This window comes from Idiomarina sp. MD25a (assembly GCF_001870515.1).
Classification (GTDB): Bacteria; Pseudomonadota; Gammaproteobacteria; order Enterobacterales; family Alteromonadaceae; genus Idiomarina.
Genome location: NZ_MDGT01000007.1, coordinates 41760 through 58479 on the forward strand (window position 1 = coordinate 41760; position 16720 = coordinate 58479).

At 45.8% G+C, this 16720-nt stretch carries 19 protein-coding genes; 13 read left to right on the forward strand and 6 right to left on the reverse strand.

From position 1 onward, the window contains the following. Positions 1-27 precede the first annotated feature (27 nt). From BFR57_RS12575 to BFR57_RS12620, 9 genes are all read left to right on the forward strand, one after another. Positions 28-927, forward strand: coding sequence for a LysR family transcriptional regulator (locus BFR57_RS12575; RefSeq protein ID WP_071464325.1), 900 nt, complete (start codon positions 28-30; stop codon positions 925-927). Between the two features lie 11 nt (positions 928-938). Then, on the forward strand, positions 939-1412 hold the full coding sequence (locus BFR57_RS12580) for an N-acetyltransferase (protein WP_071464326.1): 474 nt from the start codon (positions 939-941) through the stop codon (positions 1410-1412). A gap of 2 nt (positions 1413-1414) precedes the next feature. Further along, positions 1415-2647, forward strand: coding sequence for a permease (locus tag BFR57_RS12585; RefSeq protein WP_071464327.1), 1233 nt, complete (start codon positions 1415-1417; stop codon positions 2645-2647). Beyond that, positions 2647-3276, forward strand: coding sequence for a DNA oxidative demethylase AlkB (gene alkB, locus BFR57_RS12590; protein WP_071464328.1), 630 nt, complete (start codon positions 2647-2649; stop codon positions 3274-3276). Before BFR57_RS12585 ends, alkB begins: the two co-directional genes overlap by 1 nt. A 64-nt stretch (positions 3277-3340) precedes the next feature. Next, positions 3341-3868, forward strand: coding sequence for an acyloxyacyl hydrolase (locus BFR57_RS12595; RefSeq protein ID WP_071464329.1), 528 nt, complete (start codon positions 3341-3343; stop codon positions 3866-3868). 23 nt (positions 3869-3891) lie between these two features. Beyond that, positions 3892-4683, forward strand: coding sequence for a 2,5-didehydrogluconate reductase DkgB (dkgB, locus tag BFR57_RS12600; RefSeq protein ID WP_071464330.1), 792 nt, complete (start codon positions 3892-3894; stop codon positions 4681-4683). Positions 4684-5204: 521 nt separating this feature from the next. After that, positions 5205-7181, forward strand: coding sequence for a protein-disulfide reductase DsbD domain-containing protein (locus tag BFR57_RS12610; RefSeq protein WP_071464332.1), 1977 nt, complete (start codon positions 5205-5207; stop codon positions 7179-7181). After that, positions 7174-7680 carry a protein disulfide oxidoreductase gene (locus tag BFR57_RS12615; protein WP_071464333.1) on the forward strand — a complete coding sequence of 169 codons (507 nt, stop codon included), beginning with the start codon at positions 7174-7176 and terminating at the stop codon, positions 7678-7680. Before BFR57_RS12610 ends, BFR57_RS12615 begins: the two co-directional genes overlap by 8 nt. A 23-nt stretch (positions 7681-7703) precedes the next feature. Next, the gene (locus BFR57_RS12620) at positions 7704-8429 is read left to right on the forward strand and encodes a thioredoxin domain-containing protein (RefSeq protein ID WP_071464334.1); all 726 of its coding nucleotides are present in this window, start codon (positions 7704-7706) and stop codon (positions 8427-8429) included. Between the two features lie 47 nt (positions 8430-8476). Here BFR57_RS12620 and BFR57_RS12625 read toward each other — a convergent pair whose 3' ends face one another. Beyond that, positions 8477-8782 (reverse strand): hypothetical protein, encoded by a 306-nt coding sequence (locus BFR57_RS12625; protein ID WP_071464335.1) that lies wholly within the window; start codon positions 8780-8782, stop codon positions 8477-8479. A 105-nt stretch (positions 8783-8887) separates the two neighbouring features. Between BFR57_RS12625 and BFR57_RS12630 the strand changes: the two genes are divergently transcribed. Beyond that, positions 8888-9949: a serine hydrolase gene (locus BFR57_RS12630; protein WP_071464336.1), complete on the forward strand. Its 1062-nt coding sequence runs from the start codon at positions 8888-8890 to the stop codon at positions 9947-9949. 164 nt (positions 9950-10113) lie between these two features. Then, on the forward strand, positions 10114-10431 hold the full coding sequence (locus BFR57_RS12635; protein ID WP_071464337.1) for a multidrug efflux SMR transporter: 318 nt from the start codon (positions 10114-10116) through the stop codon (positions 10429-10431). Positions 10432-10468: 37 nt separating this feature from the next. On the opposite strand, the gene BFR57_RS12640 is transcribed toward BFR57_RS12635, so the two are convergent. From BFR57_RS12640 to BFR57_RS12650, 3 genes are all read right to left on the reverse strand, one after another. Next, on the reverse strand, positions 10469-11221 hold the full coding sequence (locus BFR57_RS12640) for a sulfite exporter TauE/SafE family protein (protein WP_071464338.1): 753 nt from the start codon (positions 11219-11221) through the stop codon (positions 10469-10471). Positions 11222-11324: 103 nt separating this feature from the next. Next, on the reverse strand, positions 11325-11954 hold the full coding sequence (locus BFR57_RS12645) for a peroxiredoxin (protein WP_071464339.1): 630 nt from the start codon (positions 11952-11954) through the stop codon (positions 11325-11327). Between the two features lie 55 nt (positions 11955-12009). Next, entirely contained in the window at positions 12010-12906 is an 897-nt protein-coding gene (locus BFR57_RS12650) for an MBL fold metallo-hydrolase (RefSeq protein ID WP_071464340.1), read from the reverse strand. 240 nt (positions 12907-13146) lie between these two features. On the opposite strand from BFR57_RS12650, the gene BFR57_RS12655 reads away from it, so the two are divergent. Both BFR57_RS12655 and BFR57_RS12660 read left to right on the forward strand, forming a co-directional pair. Beyond that, positions 13147-14019, forward strand: a complete 873-nt coding sequence (locus BFR57_RS12655; RefSeq protein WP_071464341.1) for an MBL fold metallo-hydrolase — start codon at positions 13147-13149, stop codon at positions 14017-14019. Between the two features lie 14 nt (positions 14020-14033). After that, positions 14034-15773 carry a bifunctional protein tyrosine phosphatase family protein/NAD(P)/FAD-dependent oxidoreductase gene (locus BFR57_RS12660; RefSeq protein WP_071464342.1) on the forward strand — a complete coding sequence of 580 codons (1740 nt, stop codon included), beginning with the start codon at positions 14034-14036 and terminating at the stop codon, positions 15771-15773. Positions 15774-15795: 22 nt separating this feature from the next. Here the strand turns inward: BFR57_RS12660 and BFR57_RS12665 are convergent, their stop codons facing one another. Continuing rightward, positions 15796-16419 (reverse strand): cyclopropane-fatty-acyl-phospholipid synthase family protein, encoded by a 624-nt coding sequence (locus tag BFR57_RS12665; RefSeq protein ID WP_083405149.1) that lies wholly within the window; start codon positions 16417-16419, stop codon positions 15796-15798. Positions 16420-16473: 54 nt separating this feature from the next. Further along, on the reverse strand, positions 16474-16720 hold a 247-nt coding region (locus tag BFR57_RS12670; protein ID WP_171903971.1), incomplete at its 5' end, for a cytochrome d ubiquinol oxidase subunit II.

The window sequence follows — 16720 nt, forward strand, 5'->3', positions numbered from 1 at the left end:
ATTCAAATTAAATAAAACTGGTCAACTATGAGCACTAAATCAAACTTATCGCTGAATGCTCTGCGCGTGTTTGACGTCGCGGCGCGTGCAGGCACCTTCAAACAAGCCGCTCAGCAGTTGGGCGTCACCCAAGCGGCTGTCACACGACAAATTCAGACACTCGAAAATCAGTTAGGCATGCGGTTATTTCAACGCGACAACCGTGTTCATGCACTAACGCCGGCGGGATTAGAGCTTGCCCCTGCACTCGAAAGTATTTTTCGCGAGTTAGATCACACCATACAACGTGCCCGCTCAACCGCTGATCATAACATTACCCGGCTTACACTGGCTATTAGTTCTGAGCGTCTTCGTTACTGGTTACAAGATCGCCTCGCTGATTTTCACTCGATTTACCCACATATCCAACTCAGTTTTGTTCGTAGCGATGAGCAAGTCAATGATGCGCAGCAAGCTGACTGGGCGAGTCAAATTCAACACGAAAACATTGATCTGCTTATCAGCCAAAGCCTTTTACGCGATACGCAAATACAGCAAACCACACTCTATAAACCGAGTTATGTCGCGATTAGCCCCGATGCAAATTGTAACTCGACTCAGGCAACGTGGTTTGTCGATAAAGCCCACCCCATGCATCAACGAGTGATAGAGCAGCACACAAGCCGCACTCACCCGCTGACTATTAATCAATGTGCCGATACGACCATGGCGCTCGACTTGGCATACACATATCAAGGTGTGGCTATTGTCGATGAACAACTGACGCAACATCCATCATTATCAAACTGGCACACTTTGGGCAAAACTGAGTCGTCACGGAGTGTAGCTGTGTATGCGCAGTATCGTAAAAAGCGTCGCTATTCCGTTGCGCTCGTCGCGCTACTTAACTGGCTTAAATTACAAGTCAAAGATATCGATGCATCCTAGGAGTCGCCAATATGCCCAATTCGAGCCTAAAAACTGAGCGCTTTAATTTCCAACGTCACGCGATTGCACAGGTGGTATCTATCGAAAAACAGCTCTACGATAACCTCGCCTACCCTGAACTGTTGTTCTATCAAGCCGCACATCAATGGCCAAGTTCTCAGTTTATTTGTCGCGATAACAACGACATCCTTGCGTATGCCATGTACGCGCCGGCCGAAAAGGCCAATACACTATGGTTGATGTCCGCCGCAGTAAAGCCAGGTTGCCAAGGTCGTGGCGTGGGCACAAAACTGTTAAGCGATAGCTTGCGTAGTTTAGATGAGCAGGGGGTGACATGTGTCCTTCTAAGCGTCGCCCCAAGCAACGCTGCCGCAATCAGCGTATACGAAAAGCTCGGCTTCGAAGTTGTTAGAAAGGCTGAGCACTACCTAGGTGTGGGTGAACACAGACTCATAATGCAGAGGAAAATCACAGACAAGGATTAACCATGAATTTTTTACACGAGTGGGCAACTGCAGCACACACCAGTGTTGGCTTCTTTTGGATGGCGTTGTGGGCGTTCGCGCTCGGATATCTCATAAGTAGTCTTATTCAGGTCATGGTCAGTCGAGGACATATGAAAAGCCTGATGGGTGACGACTCAGCTAAATCTATGACACTCGGCACTTTTTTTGGATTCATTTCGAGCTCTTGCAGTTTCGCTGCGCTTTCAACAACGCGCGCTTTATTTAATAAAGGTGCCTCCTTCCCCGCCTCCATGGCATTTTTACTTGCGTCTACGAACCTCGTTATCGAACTCGGGTTTGTGATTGCGATCTTCTTGAGTTGGCAGTTTGTCGCAGGTGAATATATTGGAGGCGTGTTACTTATCGCTTTTGCGTGGCTGTATATTAAGCTGACATCACCTACGGGGTTGATTAAATCGGCTCGCAAAAACGAAAACGCTGAAGATGAGGACAACTCAACGAAGCCATGGAGCGCCTTGCTAACACGCGAAACATGGCAACAAGTCGCAAAAAAATACCAAATGGAATGGCAGATGGTGTGGCAAGATGTGCTTCTTGGCTTCACCGCTGCTGGCATCATCTCTGCCTTTGTACCCAGTGAGTTTTTTAACTGGTTATTCCAAGGTTCTGGCGCCAGTGTCGCCGACGCATCGTTTTTGGAGGTGCTACAGCAGACCATTGTGGGACCTTTAGCTGCATTCTTCACCTTTATTGGTTCAATGGGTAACATTCCGCTCGCCGCAGTGCTATACGGTGAGGGAGTCGCCTTTGCGGGCGTCATGGCATTTATATTCTCCGATCTAATCGTACTGCCAGTGCTGCGTATCAATGCTAAGTACTACGGTTGGAAAATGGCCTTATACATTGCCCTGATGTTATTCGTCTGTTTGGTATTAACCGCCTTAACGCTGCATTATGGCTTGTTCGCTTTTGACGCCTTGCCCGATCATTCCCAACAACAAAAAATCACCGAACGTGCTTTCTTCTCGGTCGACTACGGCTTCATTCTTAACCTGATCTTTCTAGCTGTGAGCGCGGGATTAATCTATTTGACTCAGCGGCAGAAAAAGCAACATAAGCATCACGAACATCATCAACACCATGATCATGACCACGGTAGCAGTAGCTCGTGGCGTGATCATTTGATGAACGGTCTGTGTATTATTGCCAGCGTTTGGTTGGTTGCAGGTCTGATACTGTATGGGGCTCTTTAATGTCACTATTAGACTCGTCTGACCCTGTTGAATTTGCGCCCGGGGCATGGCTCTTTCCCAATTATGCATCGGAGCAAGCTACAGACATACTGGCGGCGATACGCGAGTGTGTGCGTCAAGCGCCGCTTCGTCATTTCATGACACCCGGTAATAAGCCTATGTCAGTGCTGAGCAGTAACTGCGGTGATTTTGGGTGGGTTTCGGATAGCAAAAGCTACCGCTATCAAGCAACCGACCCCAAGTCAGATAAACCTTGGCCTAACATTCCGTCGATTTTGCTTAATGACGCAACACAAGTCGCTGAACAAGCAGGTTATCCAGAGTTTTTGCCTAATGCCTGCTTAATAAACGTCTACAAACCGGGTGCTAAAATGGGACTACACCAAGATCGCGATGAGTCCGACTTAACTCACCCAGTGGTATCATATTCATTTGGTCTGCCCGCGCGTTTTATTTGGGCTGGTCAGTCACGCACCGGTATGAAACAGCGTCTGCCGCTTAATCACGGTGATGTATTAGTTTGGGGCGGCCCTAGCCGACTTAATTATCATGGTATTGATAAACTCGTCGAGGGCACTCACCCGCTCACCCTACAAACACGTGTCAATCTAACATTAAGAAAAGCTTAATTTTTTCTGATCCTTTAACATACAGTCACGTATGTATCATTACCTGTATGTGAGAGGAAGTAGTATGAAAAGTATCAAAACCGCGGCTGTCGCATTGGCTGCCGCAACCTTTTTATTACCTGTAAAAGCCGATGAGTGGCACGTATCAGCTTCGTATTCCACCGACCAATTGCGCGGTGCACGAGTCGGCTACCGCACTGAGAGTACACAATTCAGCTTTTTAGATTGGGCAGGCAGTCCGCAAGTAAGTCTCGAGATGGGTCTCAACCATTGGCAGGACTCAAACGACACGTCCGACAATATCACCGCACTGACCGTGTCACCTGTGTTTCAATGGCAATTGACCGAAAGCGCCACGCCACTGTATTTAGAGGCTGGCATCGGCGGTAGTTATTTTGATAAAACCCGTATTGGTGACCGCCGTTTATCAACACAGTTTCAATTTGAAGATCGCGTGGGATTATCTTGGCAATACAGCGCCGATAGTAAAGCAAGAGTTACAGTACAGTACTCCCATTATTCCAACGCGGATATCGAAAGACCCAACGATGGATTGGACTTTTATTCGATTTATTGGGTACTACCTATATGAATAGCTTAACAAAGGAGGCGATTATGATTCCCCAGTTTGGCATGGGCACCTTTAGATTAGAAGGACAGGAACTCACCGACCTCGTTAGTGCTGCCATCGATATGGGTTATGAGCACATCGATACCGCGCAATTTTACGATAATGAAGCCGATGTCGGTAAAGCACTTGCTCAACACACCAATAAGGACGTGTTTGTCACGACCAAAGTATGGTACGAAAAGCTCGCTTATCAAGATGTGCTTGATTCGCTGCAAGTGAGCCGCGATAAACTACAACGCGACACCATCGATCTTGCGCTGATTCATTGGCCCTCGCCGAATGACGAAGTGCCTGTTGAGGAGACCCTAGACGCGCTGCAGAAAGCCCAGCAAGATGGGTTAATTAAGCACCTGGGTGTGTCCAATTTCACCATCGATTTGTTAAATCGTGCGGTTGCGCACGTGGGGAAAGATGAAATCCTCACCAACCAGATCGAGGTGCATCCATTCTTTCAAAACCATGCGATAACCGATGCCTGTAAACAAATGGGTGTTAAAGTAACGGCTTATTTACCGTTGGCAAAAGGCGCCGTGATGGATAACTCAGTGATGCAAGATATTGCTGAGAAACACAGTGTCTCGCCGGCACAAGTCGCTATTGCATGGCAATTGGCGAATGACTATGTCGCGATTCCGTCAACCACCAAGGTGGACCACCTTAAGTCGAATTTTGATGCGCAAAGCTTAAAGCTCGACCAAGATGACATGAAGGCAATCGCGGATATTGACAAAGACGATCGTCTCATCGATCCCGATTTCTCGCCTGATTGGGACTAACGAGTTCGTAGTAGGTAGCGTGCTTAGCGCGCTACCTATTGAACATCGCTTAAGTTCTGGCACAATACACTTAATAAAACTGAATAGTCAGCGGTGCCATGCCCCCATTTTCGAAACCACAAAAGCCCTCTTTCATTGCGGTGTGTGTCGCACTCACGGTGGTTTTTGTGTTGTGTTGGGGTAACCGTTTCAGTCTAGTTACCACCTGTCAGCTGAGTGACCAACATAGTCCAGTCACAGCATCGCTTGATTCGAGTAATAAGACGCCTCAAGCGAGCCATAAACAGTGTGAGCACGCGTCACACTTGCTCAAAGTCAGTCAATTAGATATCAGCGTACTGGCATTATTTGTTGCGTTTATTGGCTTTGTAGTCTTTTCCAAAAGCGATACGCCAGCACCTAACTATGCGCAGCGATTCGCAAAACCTAAGCGAAGGTGCCACACCCTCTTCTGCTTATTTCTGGAATAGCTTCTTACGTTTGCCTCGAAAACGTATTTTTTAGCTATTTTAGGAGTATCAATGAAAACCGCAAAATTTGTAGGCTACCTACGCTGGTTTAGCGTATGTCTAAGCCTTTTGATGTCATCTTTAAGCTGGGCGCAGGGGTCACCTTCCACGGGTTGGTTGACGAGTTCCGATCACGACGCGGTTCAAGTCAAACTTGCCGTGACAGGCGAATTTAATCCCGAAACACGGACATTACCGGCACTGTTAACGGTGCAACTTAAAGATGAATGGAAAACGTACTGGCGGGCACCGGGTGAAGGCGGTATTCCACCGCGTATCGATCTGGCTTCGTCTCAAGGTATTGAGCGCATCGATTGGCATTGGCCAACACCGAGCGAGTATTACGTACAATCCATTCGCACAGCCGGCTATAAACACCAAGTCACTTTTCCCCTCGAAATCGTTGTATCTGAAGCGACTGAAAGGGCTCAGTTGGATGCTGTATTCACGTTATCGAGCTGCACGAATATCTGTGTGCTAACAGATTTTCCGCTGCAACTGAATATTGATGTTAACCAACTCACGCCAGACAGCGAACAGAGCTTTGCGTTTGCACAAGCAATGAGCCAAATACCGCAGCCAATCGGCAGCGCAGAGGTGACGCATGCTGACTATAACGCCGATGACCAACAACTGAGTTTTGTGTTATCGCGCACATCGGGCTGGGATTCGCCACAGGTGTTTGTGCACAGTGACGATAAACAACTTAATGAAGTGGTTTTTAAACTCGTCCAACAGAAGGTGAGCGTTGATGGGAAGCGTTTAACCGCAAGCTTTAAAGCATCTCATTGGCTCGAGCTACCAGAACTCGTCAATCGACAAGTCAGCATCACCGTAAATGACGATCCGTTCAGTGCGGCTTATGCAACACAACTCGATCGGAGTACTAGCACTACGACTAATGAGGCCCTCGACTCTATGACTATTTGGGGGGCACTATTCGCCGCTCTGCTGGGCGGTTTAATTCTCAATATTATGCCCTGCGTCTTACCAGTCCTCGGAATAAAGGTTCAATCTCTGATCGCTAACAGCAACGCATCAGCACGACAGGTTCGGTATCAGTTTCTCGCCACAGCCATGGGTGTCATCAGCACCTTTGTCGTTATTGGCGCTCTACTCGGCCTGTTAAAACTGAGTGGCGTGCGCATCAGCTGGGGAATGCAGTTTCAAAACCCTTGGTTTATCACCACGCTTGCAGTCATTACGTTAGCTTTTGCTATAAATCTGTTCGGGCTTTATCAGATCCGCCTCCCGCAATGGCTCAATCAATGGGCGCTAAAATCGCAGCGTAGTTCCTTATTAGGTCACTTCAGTCAAGGCGTCTTTGCTACCGTATTAGCAACGCCTTGTACCGCCCCCTTTTTAGGCACAGCGGTGGCGTTCGCTCTGGGCGCGCCAATGTATTTACTACTGCTGATATTCTTCGGGCTCGGTATTGGTATGGCACTGCCTTGGTTGTCCATCGCGGCATTTCCACAAACTCGTAAGTTGTTGCCCAAACCCGGGCCGTGGCTGAAATGGGTGAAGCCGATATTTGGCGCCTTGTTACTCGCCACAAGCGTCTGGCTATTCACATTGTTAACACCGCATTGGTCAAAGGCATCCAGCGAATCAACTTCAGCAGAGCAAACCAGTGAACGCCCTTGGCAAACGCTATCGTTTAAGACGATTCATCAGGCAGTTACACAAGGAAAAGTGGTATTTGTGGATGTCACAGCAGATTGGTGTATTACCTGTAAAGCCAATAAGCTTGGTGTACTTGAGCAAGAGCCGGTATACAGTGCGCTCGCAGCACCTGACCTGATTCGTATGCGCGGTGATTGGACCGTGCGAAATGATTATATCACTGACTATCTTCGCGCCTATGGACAATACGGCGTGCCATACAACCGAGTATACGGACCGGGTGCTCCCGAGGGGATTGAGTTACCCATCATCCTTACCAGCGATGCCGTCATGCAAGCCATCAAGGAAGCCAGAAATGAATAAATGGGGTCTGAGGTTTATTAAATTACTGGGTTACCTCGTTGTCGCCGGCGCGATCGCCTTCGGCGTCGACTTGTATCGTAACAATGACGTACCCACTACGGTGCCAAGCGAATTAACACTCACAAGCCTGGCTGGCGAGCCGCTATCGCTTGCTAAGATGAGTGAAGCAACCCCCGTAGTGCTGTATTTCTGGGCGACCTGGTGTCCCGTCTGTCCAACGGTCTCGCCGACTGTGGACTGGTTAAGTGACGACTACACCGTTATTTCTGTCGCATTGAGATCGGGTCACGACAAAAAGGTTTCCGCCTATTTAGAAAGTAACCAACTCGACTTCACAACAATTAATGATGATCGTGGTCAGATATCGCGGCGATTTAATATGGGCGTAACCCCCACCATTTTAATTATTAATAACCATAAAGTGACCAGCGCCACCAGTGGCTTCACTTCGCCACCGGGCATCCTAGCGCGCTTATGGTTCAGCAAGTTACAAAATTAACTTTAAAAAATAAGGAATTAACCATGATTAAACGATTCACACTGTGTGTCAGCGCTGCACTGATTAGCCATGCGATAAGTGCCCAGTCACTGACTGAAACGCAAGAAGCCGATCTTGCTAAAATCGAAACCATGCTGCGCGATAACCCGCAACTTATTGGCAATATGCGTCAGGGATTGGAAAACTTTTTAGAGGAACAAAAGGCGCAAGAAGCGACCTACCAAGAATATCAAGACTGGCTTTTTGATACCTCGGTGCACCCTACGTTAGGCGATGTTGATGCAGAGCATTCAATCGTCATTTTTACGGATTATAACTGTCCTTATTGTAAGCGCTTGGAGCCTAGCCTTGAACGCATAATCGAGGAGTATCCCTCTATTAATGTCATTAACGTCATCGTGCCATTACGTCAGCAGAAGGTGAACGGCATTGATACCAATGCAACGGAGTTTGGATTAAATGTTTGGGCTAATGCTGCAGACAACTACTATGATGTACATCAATTGTTGATGAGTAAGTCGGATATGCATACAGCCGATTCTCTGACAACTATTGCCGAACGCACAGGTACCGAAGAGTGGCTACGAAACACTGACGAGAGCAAACAGGTCATGCAGAAAAACCTTAGGGCGTTTCAGGCGCTTGGGTTTCGCGGTACGCCAACGATTATGATTGGTGAGCAGTGGGTGCCAGGTTTTATTCAGTACGGGCAAATCGAGCAAATTGCTAAGCAAGAGTTCGGTTTGTAGTTTGGCTTTTAAGGGGCTTCTATGCCCCTTTTTCGACCATAGCCTTATCAAGCTAGATTAATCAAGTATCCGACAATCCAAGGCGCAGAAGCGCATAAACATAATAGACCGACTTTTTTCCAACGAGCTTCTACATTATTCTTTAGACTATAAAACACCGCCGCGTACGCCGTGATTATTGACCAACCGATATAAAGAAGTAGCTCGGTTAATGCCAATCCTAAATAGACCTGTCTCAATTCACGGTTGTCCATGCCCCATATCTGTATAACGTGAACGTACAGCACAAGAAAAACTGTAGCGACGATTGCAATCAAAACGATGGCATATTTCTTATAAAATTCCGTACTCATTCAACCCGCCCGATTTATTTTCTAGCTATCAAACACTAAAAAAGAGTACAGTATCCGCTTGAGGAATCAAAATATCGGTTTTTAAAGCTTCATAATGAGAACTCAATGAATAAAAACCTAACTTGGTTAATTCGGGCGTTGCTATTAATAGGCACAGCTGTGTCACTTTTTTTTGTCCCCTGGTCTATCGTAACCACGTGGCTAGCACCATTACCGGACAACGTGCAGCAGCAAATTGACGAAGCAACCAACTCGCACTTTGATGGCATGCTTGTATATGTACAACAAGGTGACCAACACGCTGAAATTTACACCTCGGGTTGGCATGATCGCGACAAAAAATCACCCGCTCGACCTGACGCACTATTTAAAATTGCAAGCATTAGTAAACTTTATATCGCCTTAGCAACCACTAAACTAATTAATGATGGTCGCCTGTCGTTAGATAACACATTAGACGAGCTACTACCGACCCTAACCCATCCCATCAAGTATGCTGATGAAATTACTTTAGAAATGCTTGTGCAGCATCGAAGTGGGCTTCCAAATTTCACGGACACGCCTGGCTATTGGACTGACCCACCCGCTACTCTGCAAGAGAAACTGTCATTAATCCTAGACAAACCGGCGGATTTTGAGCCGGGTACCGACTATGCCTACTGCAATACCAATTACCTTCTGCTGACTGAAATTATTAACAAAACCCTTGGCTATTCTTATCAGGATTTTATCAAAGAGCGGATCTTACAACCGCTAAGTTTAGACCAAACCTATTTCTCTGTTACTGAAGTTGATATGAATCATCTCATGGGCGGCTACTATGTAGGGGTGCAATCCGACATTAAAGGGAACAATTACGGTTCGATGATCGCCAGTATCAGCGATGTTGGGCGATTCATTCGAGCACTTAACGATGGCTCTGCATTTGCACAGGGTGAACAAGCCATCTACTCGTCGATCTATGAGTTCGAGCACGGTGGCTTAATACCCGGCTATCAGAGCTTAGCCGAGTATCACCCAGACATAGATACCGTCGTTGTGCAGTTTGTAAATACAACCGACTTTAACGGATACGAGTGGAATCTCTCGGAAGTTTACATAAATCGTATCGTGGACATACTTAAAAAGAGGCCAAATGCCAACTTTTTCATTTTTATGTCCTTGTAAATTGACTAAATTAGCTACTGGAAACATAAATCATATCACGGTGTTAACAAAAGTTAACACAAAGTAACAATAAAACCCTTTATACTGGCGTCTGTTTGGAGGACGACCTCCCCCGTTGTGGGAATCAATGACCGGGACGACCTGGTAAATTCGACGAGCTTTGTATGTCTTGGATCTATCTCATTTTGGCGGGTTTTCTTGAGATCGTGTGGGCATTCTCAATGAAACAGTCAGCGGGGTTTACGCGACTAACGCCATCCATCATTACGATTGTCGCAATGATCGCGAGCTTCTGGTTGCTCGCTATAGCAATGCGCTCAATTCCCCTCGGTACAGCCTACGTTATTTGGACGGGCATTGGCGCTATTGGCGCGTTTATTGTTGGCATCGTGTTCTTATCAGAGGCTGTCACCCCAATGCGATTAGTTGCCGCAGGGATGATTGTCAGTGGTTTGTTACTGCTTTCACTAACGAAGCAATAACCGCATCCGTGTTGTGAGGGCTGTTTAATCAGACACATTAAATCACTGATTTGAGAATAACAAACAGCCCCATGCCCACTAAGAATGCCGCAAAGCCTTTTTGAAGTTTATCCTTAGGAATCGAGCGCCCGATTTTAGCGCCGAACACGGATCCCAAAACGCCACCGGCTATCATGATGCCAATAACAAGCCAATCAAATGCGACGTCTTGGCTCGACATCACCGCATAGTATTTGAAGAAACCAACCGCTGACTTAATAACGATGATAAGTAGACTGGTGCCAATAGCCACGGGCATTGATAGGCCAGCAAGTAGCACCAACGCGGGAACGATTAAGAATCCACCGCCCACTCCCACAAAACCGGTAATAATGCCAACGGTTAAGCCCTCAAGCATCACTTTGGCATAATTAAGTGTTTTGGTATTGCCTTGTTCCACGGGTTTACTGCGCCACATAAATACTGCAGCGACGATCATCAGTAATGAAAACACCAGTAGTTGCCAACGGCTGTCGACTAACGTTCCAAGCCAAGCACCACCGTATGTGCCAATCATTCCCGGGATACCAAACACCCAAAAATGTTTCCAACTCACGGACTGTCGACGAATATAGGAAAGAGAACCAACAAGACTGATGCCTGCAACAATCAGCAGCGAAGAAGCGATGGCCAAATCGGCGGGCATATCAACAAGATACATTAAAACCGGTACGGTTAGGATCGAGCCGCCCGAGCCGAATAGCCCCAGAGACGCACCGATAATTAACGCACCGATAATCGCAAACAGCATATGAACCTCTATATTCCTCGATTGAATATGGTTATAACTATAATATATTAAATTCAAAAAAAGGAAATAGCCGCACTCAACGCACGGCTATTTTGCTATTCAACTATTTTAAATTGGTTAACCGTAAGTATGGGCGCAATGTTTTCCATCCTTGTGGGAATTTATTCTTCGCGTCATCATCAGAAACGCTAGGACGAATGATCACAGGATGACCCACTTGCCAGTCTGCAGGGCAAGCAACTTCTTGTTTATCAGTCGTTTGTAACGCATCAATGACTCGTAGAATCTCGGCGAAGTTTCGCCCGACCGCCATTGGGTATGTCATCGTCAAGCGAATTTTCATACTTGGATCGATAATAAATACAGAGCGAACCGCTGCTGTGTCATCTTCATCTGGATGGATCATGTCGTACAGTTCAGCGACTTTCTTGTCCTTATCTGCAACAATTGGAAACTCAAGAACAGTATTCTGTGTTTCATTAACGTCTTTAATCCAACCTAGGTGCTCTTCAACCGTGTCAGTTGATAGTCCGAGCGGTTTGACATTACGCTTTTCAAATTCTGGCGCTAATTGAGCCGTACGTCCCATCTCGGTGGTACATACGGGCGTATAGTCAGCTGGGTGACTGAAAAAGAACGTCCATGATCCTTTAGCCCAATCGTGAAAATCGATCGTCCCTTGCGTAGTTTCAATTTTAAAGTTGGGTGCAATATTGCCTATACGTAAACTCATGGTAATTACCTTCTTTGCTATGGTTACAGAAAAGCCATCAGACTCAATGGCGTGATTAAAATTTGTTTGCCGGGATCTTGAAGTAATGATGACCATCATCTTCTTTGAGTGGCAGTTTGCCTGCTCGCAAATTCACTTGGAGTGCGTGCAGCATTCTATCTGGCAACGACAAAGTTGCGTCACGAGTGTCGCGAGTGTTGCGGAACTCATTTTCAGTGACATTATCCGCTAAATGAATATTGCTCTGTTTATGTTGAGCTACTGTTGCCTCCCACTGTGGTTCTCGACCGTCTTTGCCATAATCGTGCCCCACAAAAAGACGTGTAGTGTCGGGAAGTTCAAGAATACGCTGTAACGAGTTCCACAAATCGTGAGATGAGCCGCCAGGAAAGTCAGCTCGTGAGGTACCACTGTCCGGGAACATGAATGTATCGTGCACAAATGCACTATCACCAATCACGTAAGTAATAGACCCCAGAGTGTGCCCTGGAGACAACCAAACTTTGACGTTTAATTCACCAATATTGAAACTATCGCCTTCGTCAAATAAATAATCGAAATCTTTTGCTGGATTGAATGCACTCGGTAAGTTGTAGTATTCGGACCAGAGCTTCGCGATCTCACATGTCTTTTTACCAATGGCATTAGGTGCTCCTACCTTCTCTTTTAAGTAGTGAGACGCCATTAGATGATCCGCATGAGGGTGAGTATCTAAAACCCACTCCACAGTCAGTTGATTTTGCTCGACTAGCGCCAAAACCTCATCCGCACTCGCAAAGCTTGTTTTAGCGCTCTTCGGATCAAAGTTCTGAACAATATCGATCAAAGCAGCCTTTCCAGTCGTTGGATCTGCCACAATGTATTGCACTGAGCCGGTATCAGCTTCATAGATGCCCCATACATCGGGAGACCCTTTACCTGTGGAAGGACTTTTACGAATGATACTTGTCATAAATGACTCCTTTAAATTCGGTGTGATAATTTAGTTATAAGCATATAACAATATGTTTTTAAGGCAAGTGTTTAGGCACAATAGTAAGACGATGGGGTTAATCGAATTTATGAATCAATGATTAAGTTCTAATAGAACTCTTATCTATAGCTGATTAGTATTTGTAAAATATGATAGTAAAAACTACCTTATGGTTATAAGGTTATTTCTTTTTGATATATTTGTTTTGAGAGGTATACGATGTCCACAATCTCACCTAAGGTTACATCTTTTTTCGATGAGCCAACCAATACATATAGTTATGTGGTTCAGGATCCTAACTCTTCGCACTGTGTAATTATTGATTCGGTATTAGACTTTGACTATGCCGCTGGTCATACCGACACAGATTCAGCAGATCAGATACTCGAGTTTATAAAAAGTAAAGACCTTACTGTCGACTTCATTTTAGAGACACATGTTCATGCTGATCACCTTTCCGCAGCGCCATACTTAAAAGAACATACGGGTGCCCCGATGGGCATAGGAGAACACATCAAAACCGTCCAAGATACATTTGGTAAAGCATTTAATGAAGGCTCGGAGTTTGAGCGCGACGGTAGCCAGTTTGATCATCTATTTGCTGATGGTGATGTATTTGATATTGGGAAAATGCAAGCTAAAGTGCTCCATACCCCCGGACACACACCAGCATGCTTAACTTATGTAATAGGAGACGCTGCTTTTGTCGGCGATACCTTATTTATGCCAGATTATGGCACAGCACGCTGTGATTTCCCGGGTGGTGATGCACGCACACTTTATCGCTCCATTCAAAAAGTGTTCGCGCTACCGGACGAAACTCGGCTATTTATGTGCCACGATTACAAAGCGCCTAATCGAGACGAGTACGCATTTGAGACAACGGTTGCCGACGAGAAGAAACATAACATCCATGTCGGTGGAGGTAAGACCGAGGATGAATTTGTGACAATGCGGTCTGAACGAGACAAAACGTTAAGCATGCCGCGTCTGATACTTCCGTCAGTACAAATTAATATGCGAGCGGGCCAATTTCCAAAGCCAGAAGATAACGGTCAAAGTTACCTGAAGATCCCGCTCAATTTATTTTAATATGAGAATAACTTATGAACATTCGGAAGCTCAGCAGTAACCTAAGTGTTTCACCACAAATCACCGTTGACGACGTCAGTGCATTAGCGTCTGATAATTTCAAAACAATCATATGTAATCGCCCAGATAATGAGAGCGAGGATCAAGCCAATGCGCAGCAAATTGAAAATGCAGCAGAAGCCCATGGCATGGCTTTTTATTACTTACCCGTTGTGCCTGGTGAAATATCTGATCAGCAAATCAGTCAATTTGCAAAAATAATACAAGACTGCGACGGACCAACGCTTGCGTATTGTCGAACGGGAACACGCTCAAGTTCACTTTGGGCGCTTGCAGAATCCGAACATCAACCAACATCGGAACTATTAGCGACAGCATCTGCAGCAGGCTATGACCTATCGAGTCTAGCGCCGCGCCTGCTGGCGCGATCTGCAAACGCAGAGCCAGTTAAAAAGTCTACTAGTCGTCGAACAATACATCATAAAGTGGTTGTTGTTGGTGGTGGAGCTGCGGGTTTAGCAGTAACAGCGAGCTTATTAAAACGCCAATCGAATTTAGATATTGCAATAGTTGACTCGGCTACATCTCACTTTTATCAACCCGGCTGGACGCTTGTAGGCGGCGGTGTATTCAAGCCAAAGCAAACTGAACGTTCAATGGCATCTGTCGTGCCTGCTCGCGCCAAATGGTACCAAAATAATGCCGTAACATTTAAGCCAGAGCATAATCGGCTATTACTCGATAACGATGAAGAGCTATCATACGACGTTTTGGTTATCGCAACAGGTTTAAGCCTAAATTGGGAAGCTATTCCTGGTTTATCTGAAACCTTGGGAAAAAACGGTGTCACATCTAATTATCGATACGATTTAGCGCCTTATACATGGCAACTAGTTCAGTCGCTTGGCAAAGGAACTGCAATATTCACTCAACCACCTATGCCGATTAAATGTGCTGGTGCTCCTCAAAAAGCTATGTATTTGTCTTGTGACGAATGGCAGCGTCAAGGGAAGCTAAGTGATATTAACGTTGAGTTTTGCACCGCAGGTGCCGCGTTATTTGGAGTTTCCGACTATGTTCCAGCGTTGATGAACTATGTTGAAAAGTACGGAATTAAACTTAATTTTAAAAACACCCTCAAGTCAGTCAACGGTGAGGCAAAAACCGCGCAATTCTTAGTTGTCGACGCAAATGGAACCGAGCGAGAAGTGACTCGTTCTTTTGATTTGTTACACGTATGTCCCCCTCAATGTGCACCTAAAATTATTGCTGATAGCCCCCTATCTGACGATTCAGGGTGGGTTGATGTAAATTCAGAGAGTTTACAGCATAAAACTTACAGCAATGTTTATGCACTCGGTGACGTTGCGAATACGCCTAATGCAAAAACTGCAGCTGCAGTTCGCAAACAAGCGCCTGTCGTTGCAGAGAATATCGTATCAACATTAAATGAGGAGCCACTTTGCGCTGTTTACGAAGGTTACGGCTCCTGCCCATTAACGGTTGAAAGAGGAAAAATCGTATTGGCAGAGTTTGGTTACGGAGGCGTTTTGCAGCCGGCATTTCCATCATGGCTTATTAATGGCAAACGAGCTACGAGTGCAGCTTGGTTCTTAAAAGAAAAACTATTACCTTGGCTATACTGGGAAGCGATGTTAAAAGGAAGGGAGTGGTTAGCGTCACCTAAACACTCAAAGCCTTCTGAGACGAATAATACGAAACGAGATGTTTGCGACTTTAAAGAGAAGCCATGACAAGTGAAGTAAAGGTGGCTTACTAAGAAGCCACCTTTTTAGCAACAACTTGTACCACAGCTGCCTCACCCGTATGCCCTGTTCCTTCAACCACTTCTCGCTTGACTGATACTAAATGGATAAATTCAAGTGGATTTAAATCTTCTTTGAGTTGTTGTTCACTATACATCAATGCCTCGTCTTGAGGGCCTCCTGTTTTTAACTGAAGTTGTTCTTTACGATAAAACTCGCCAATAAATATACCTTCGTTCGTAAGTGCAGACGGTATTTTATTTAGTACTGACTTCCGCATATCAGGAGATAAATGCATAAAGATCGCAACAATGGCATCCCATTGCTTTTCACCGAAGTCGTACTCAGATAAATCCGCAAGTTTCCAGTCGACCGAAACACCTCGCTCGTCAGCCAGTTTTTTTCCTTTGGCTAATGCTACCGATGAGATATCGATCGCCGTTACTCTAAGTCCACACTCAGCCAGATATACTGCATTACGCCCTTCACCTTCAGCTAGACATAAAACCTGACTGTCGGGTTTAAGAACATCGTTCTTAGGCGGCAAAATATATTTGAGGAAATCATTAGGTTGTTTCCCATACAAATATCTTTCATCAGAATACCGGTCGTTCCAAAAATTCTTACTTTCCAATATCCTTTCTCCTCTTCACTCATATCCCGTGACCAACTTATGTAGCCTCGATAATTAATGATAACCCTGATCGGCTTTTACCTTGCCGCGAAATACCCAGTAAGTCCAAGCGGTGTAAACAAGCACAATGGGGATTACGAACAGCAAACCTAACAGCAGGAATAGCTGTGACTCGTGAGCAGATGCTGCTTGGCTTAACGTGTAGTTAGGCGGCACAACATAAGGCCACTTACTCGCCAGCAGACCTAAGTAAGTAAAAATAAACATCCCCATGGTGGCGATAAAGGGCGTGCCCTCACGC

What these genes read in the sequence shown, in the direction of transcription:
- BFR57_RS12575 (WP_071464325.1), top strand. Translation starts at nt 28, where the DNA reads ATGAGCACTAAATCAAACTTATCGCTGAATGCTCTGCGCGTGTTTGAC.
- BFR57_RS12580 (WP_071464326.1), top strand. Translation starts at nt 939, where the DNA reads ATGCCCAATTCGAGCCTAAAAACTGAGCGCTTTAATTTCCAACGTCAC.
- BFR57_RS12585 (WP_071464327.1), top strand. Translation starts at nt 1,415, where the DNA reads ATGAATTTTTTACACGAGTGGGCAACTGCAGCACACACCAGTGTTGGC.
- alkB (WP_071464328.1), top strand. Translation starts at nt 2,647, where the DNA reads ATGTCACTATTAGACTCGTCTGACCCTGTTGAATTTGCGCCCGGGGCA.
- BFR57_RS12595 (WP_071464329.1), top strand. Translation starts at nt 3,341, where the DNA reads ATGAAAAGTATCAAAACCGCGGCTGTCGCATTGGCTGCCGCAACCTTT.
- dkgB (WP_071464330.1), top strand. Translation starts at nt 3,892, where the DNA reads ATGATTCCCCAGTTTGGCATGGGCACCTTTAGATTAGAAGGACAGGAA.
- BFR57_RS12610 (WP_071464332.1), top strand. Translation starts at nt 5,205, where the DNA reads ATGAAAACCGCAAAATTTGTAGGCTACCTACGCTGGTTTAGCGTATGT.
- BFR57_RS12615 (WP_071464333.1), top strand. Translation starts at nt 7,174, where the DNA reads ATGAATAAATGGGGTCTGAGGTTTATTAAATTACTGGGTTACCTCGTT.
- BFR57_RS12620 (WP_071464334.1), top strand. Translation starts at nt 7,704, where the DNA reads ATGATTAAACGATTCACACTGTGTGTCAGCGCTGCACTGATTAGCCAT.
- BFR57_RS12625 (WP_071464335.1), bottom strand. Translation starts at nt 8,782, where the DNA reads ATGAGTACGGAATTTTATAAGAAATATGCCATCGTTTTGATTGCAATC.
- BFR57_RS12630 (WP_071464336.1), top strand. Translation starts at nt 8,888, where the DNA reads ATGAATAAAAACCTAACTTGGTTAATTCGGGCGTTGCTATTAATAGGC.
- BFR57_RS12635 (WP_071464337.1), top strand. Translation starts at nt 10,114, where the DNA reads ATGTCTTGGATCTATCTCATTTTGGCGGGTTTTCTTGAGATCGTGTGG.
- BFR57_RS12640 (WP_071464338.1), bottom strand. Translation starts at nt 11,221, where the DNA reads ATGCTGTTTGCGATTATCGGTGCGTTAATTATCGGTGCGTCTCTGGGG.
- BFR57_RS12645 (WP_071464339.1), bottom strand. Translation starts at nt 11,954, where the DNA reads ATGAGTTTACGTATAGGCAATATTGCACCCAACTTTAAAATTGAAACT.
- BFR57_RS12650 (WP_071464340.1), bottom strand. Translation starts at nt 12,906, where the DNA reads ATGACAAGTATCATTCGTAAAAGTCCTTCCACAGGTAAAGGGTCTCCC.
- BFR57_RS12655 (WP_071464341.1), top strand. Translation starts at nt 13,147, where the DNA reads ATGTCCACAATCTCACCTAAGGTTACATCTTTTTTCGATGAGCCAACC.
- BFR57_RS12660 (WP_071464342.1), top strand. Translation starts at nt 14,034, where the DNA reads ATGAACATTCGGAAGCTCAGCAGTAACCTAAGTGTTTCACCACAAATC.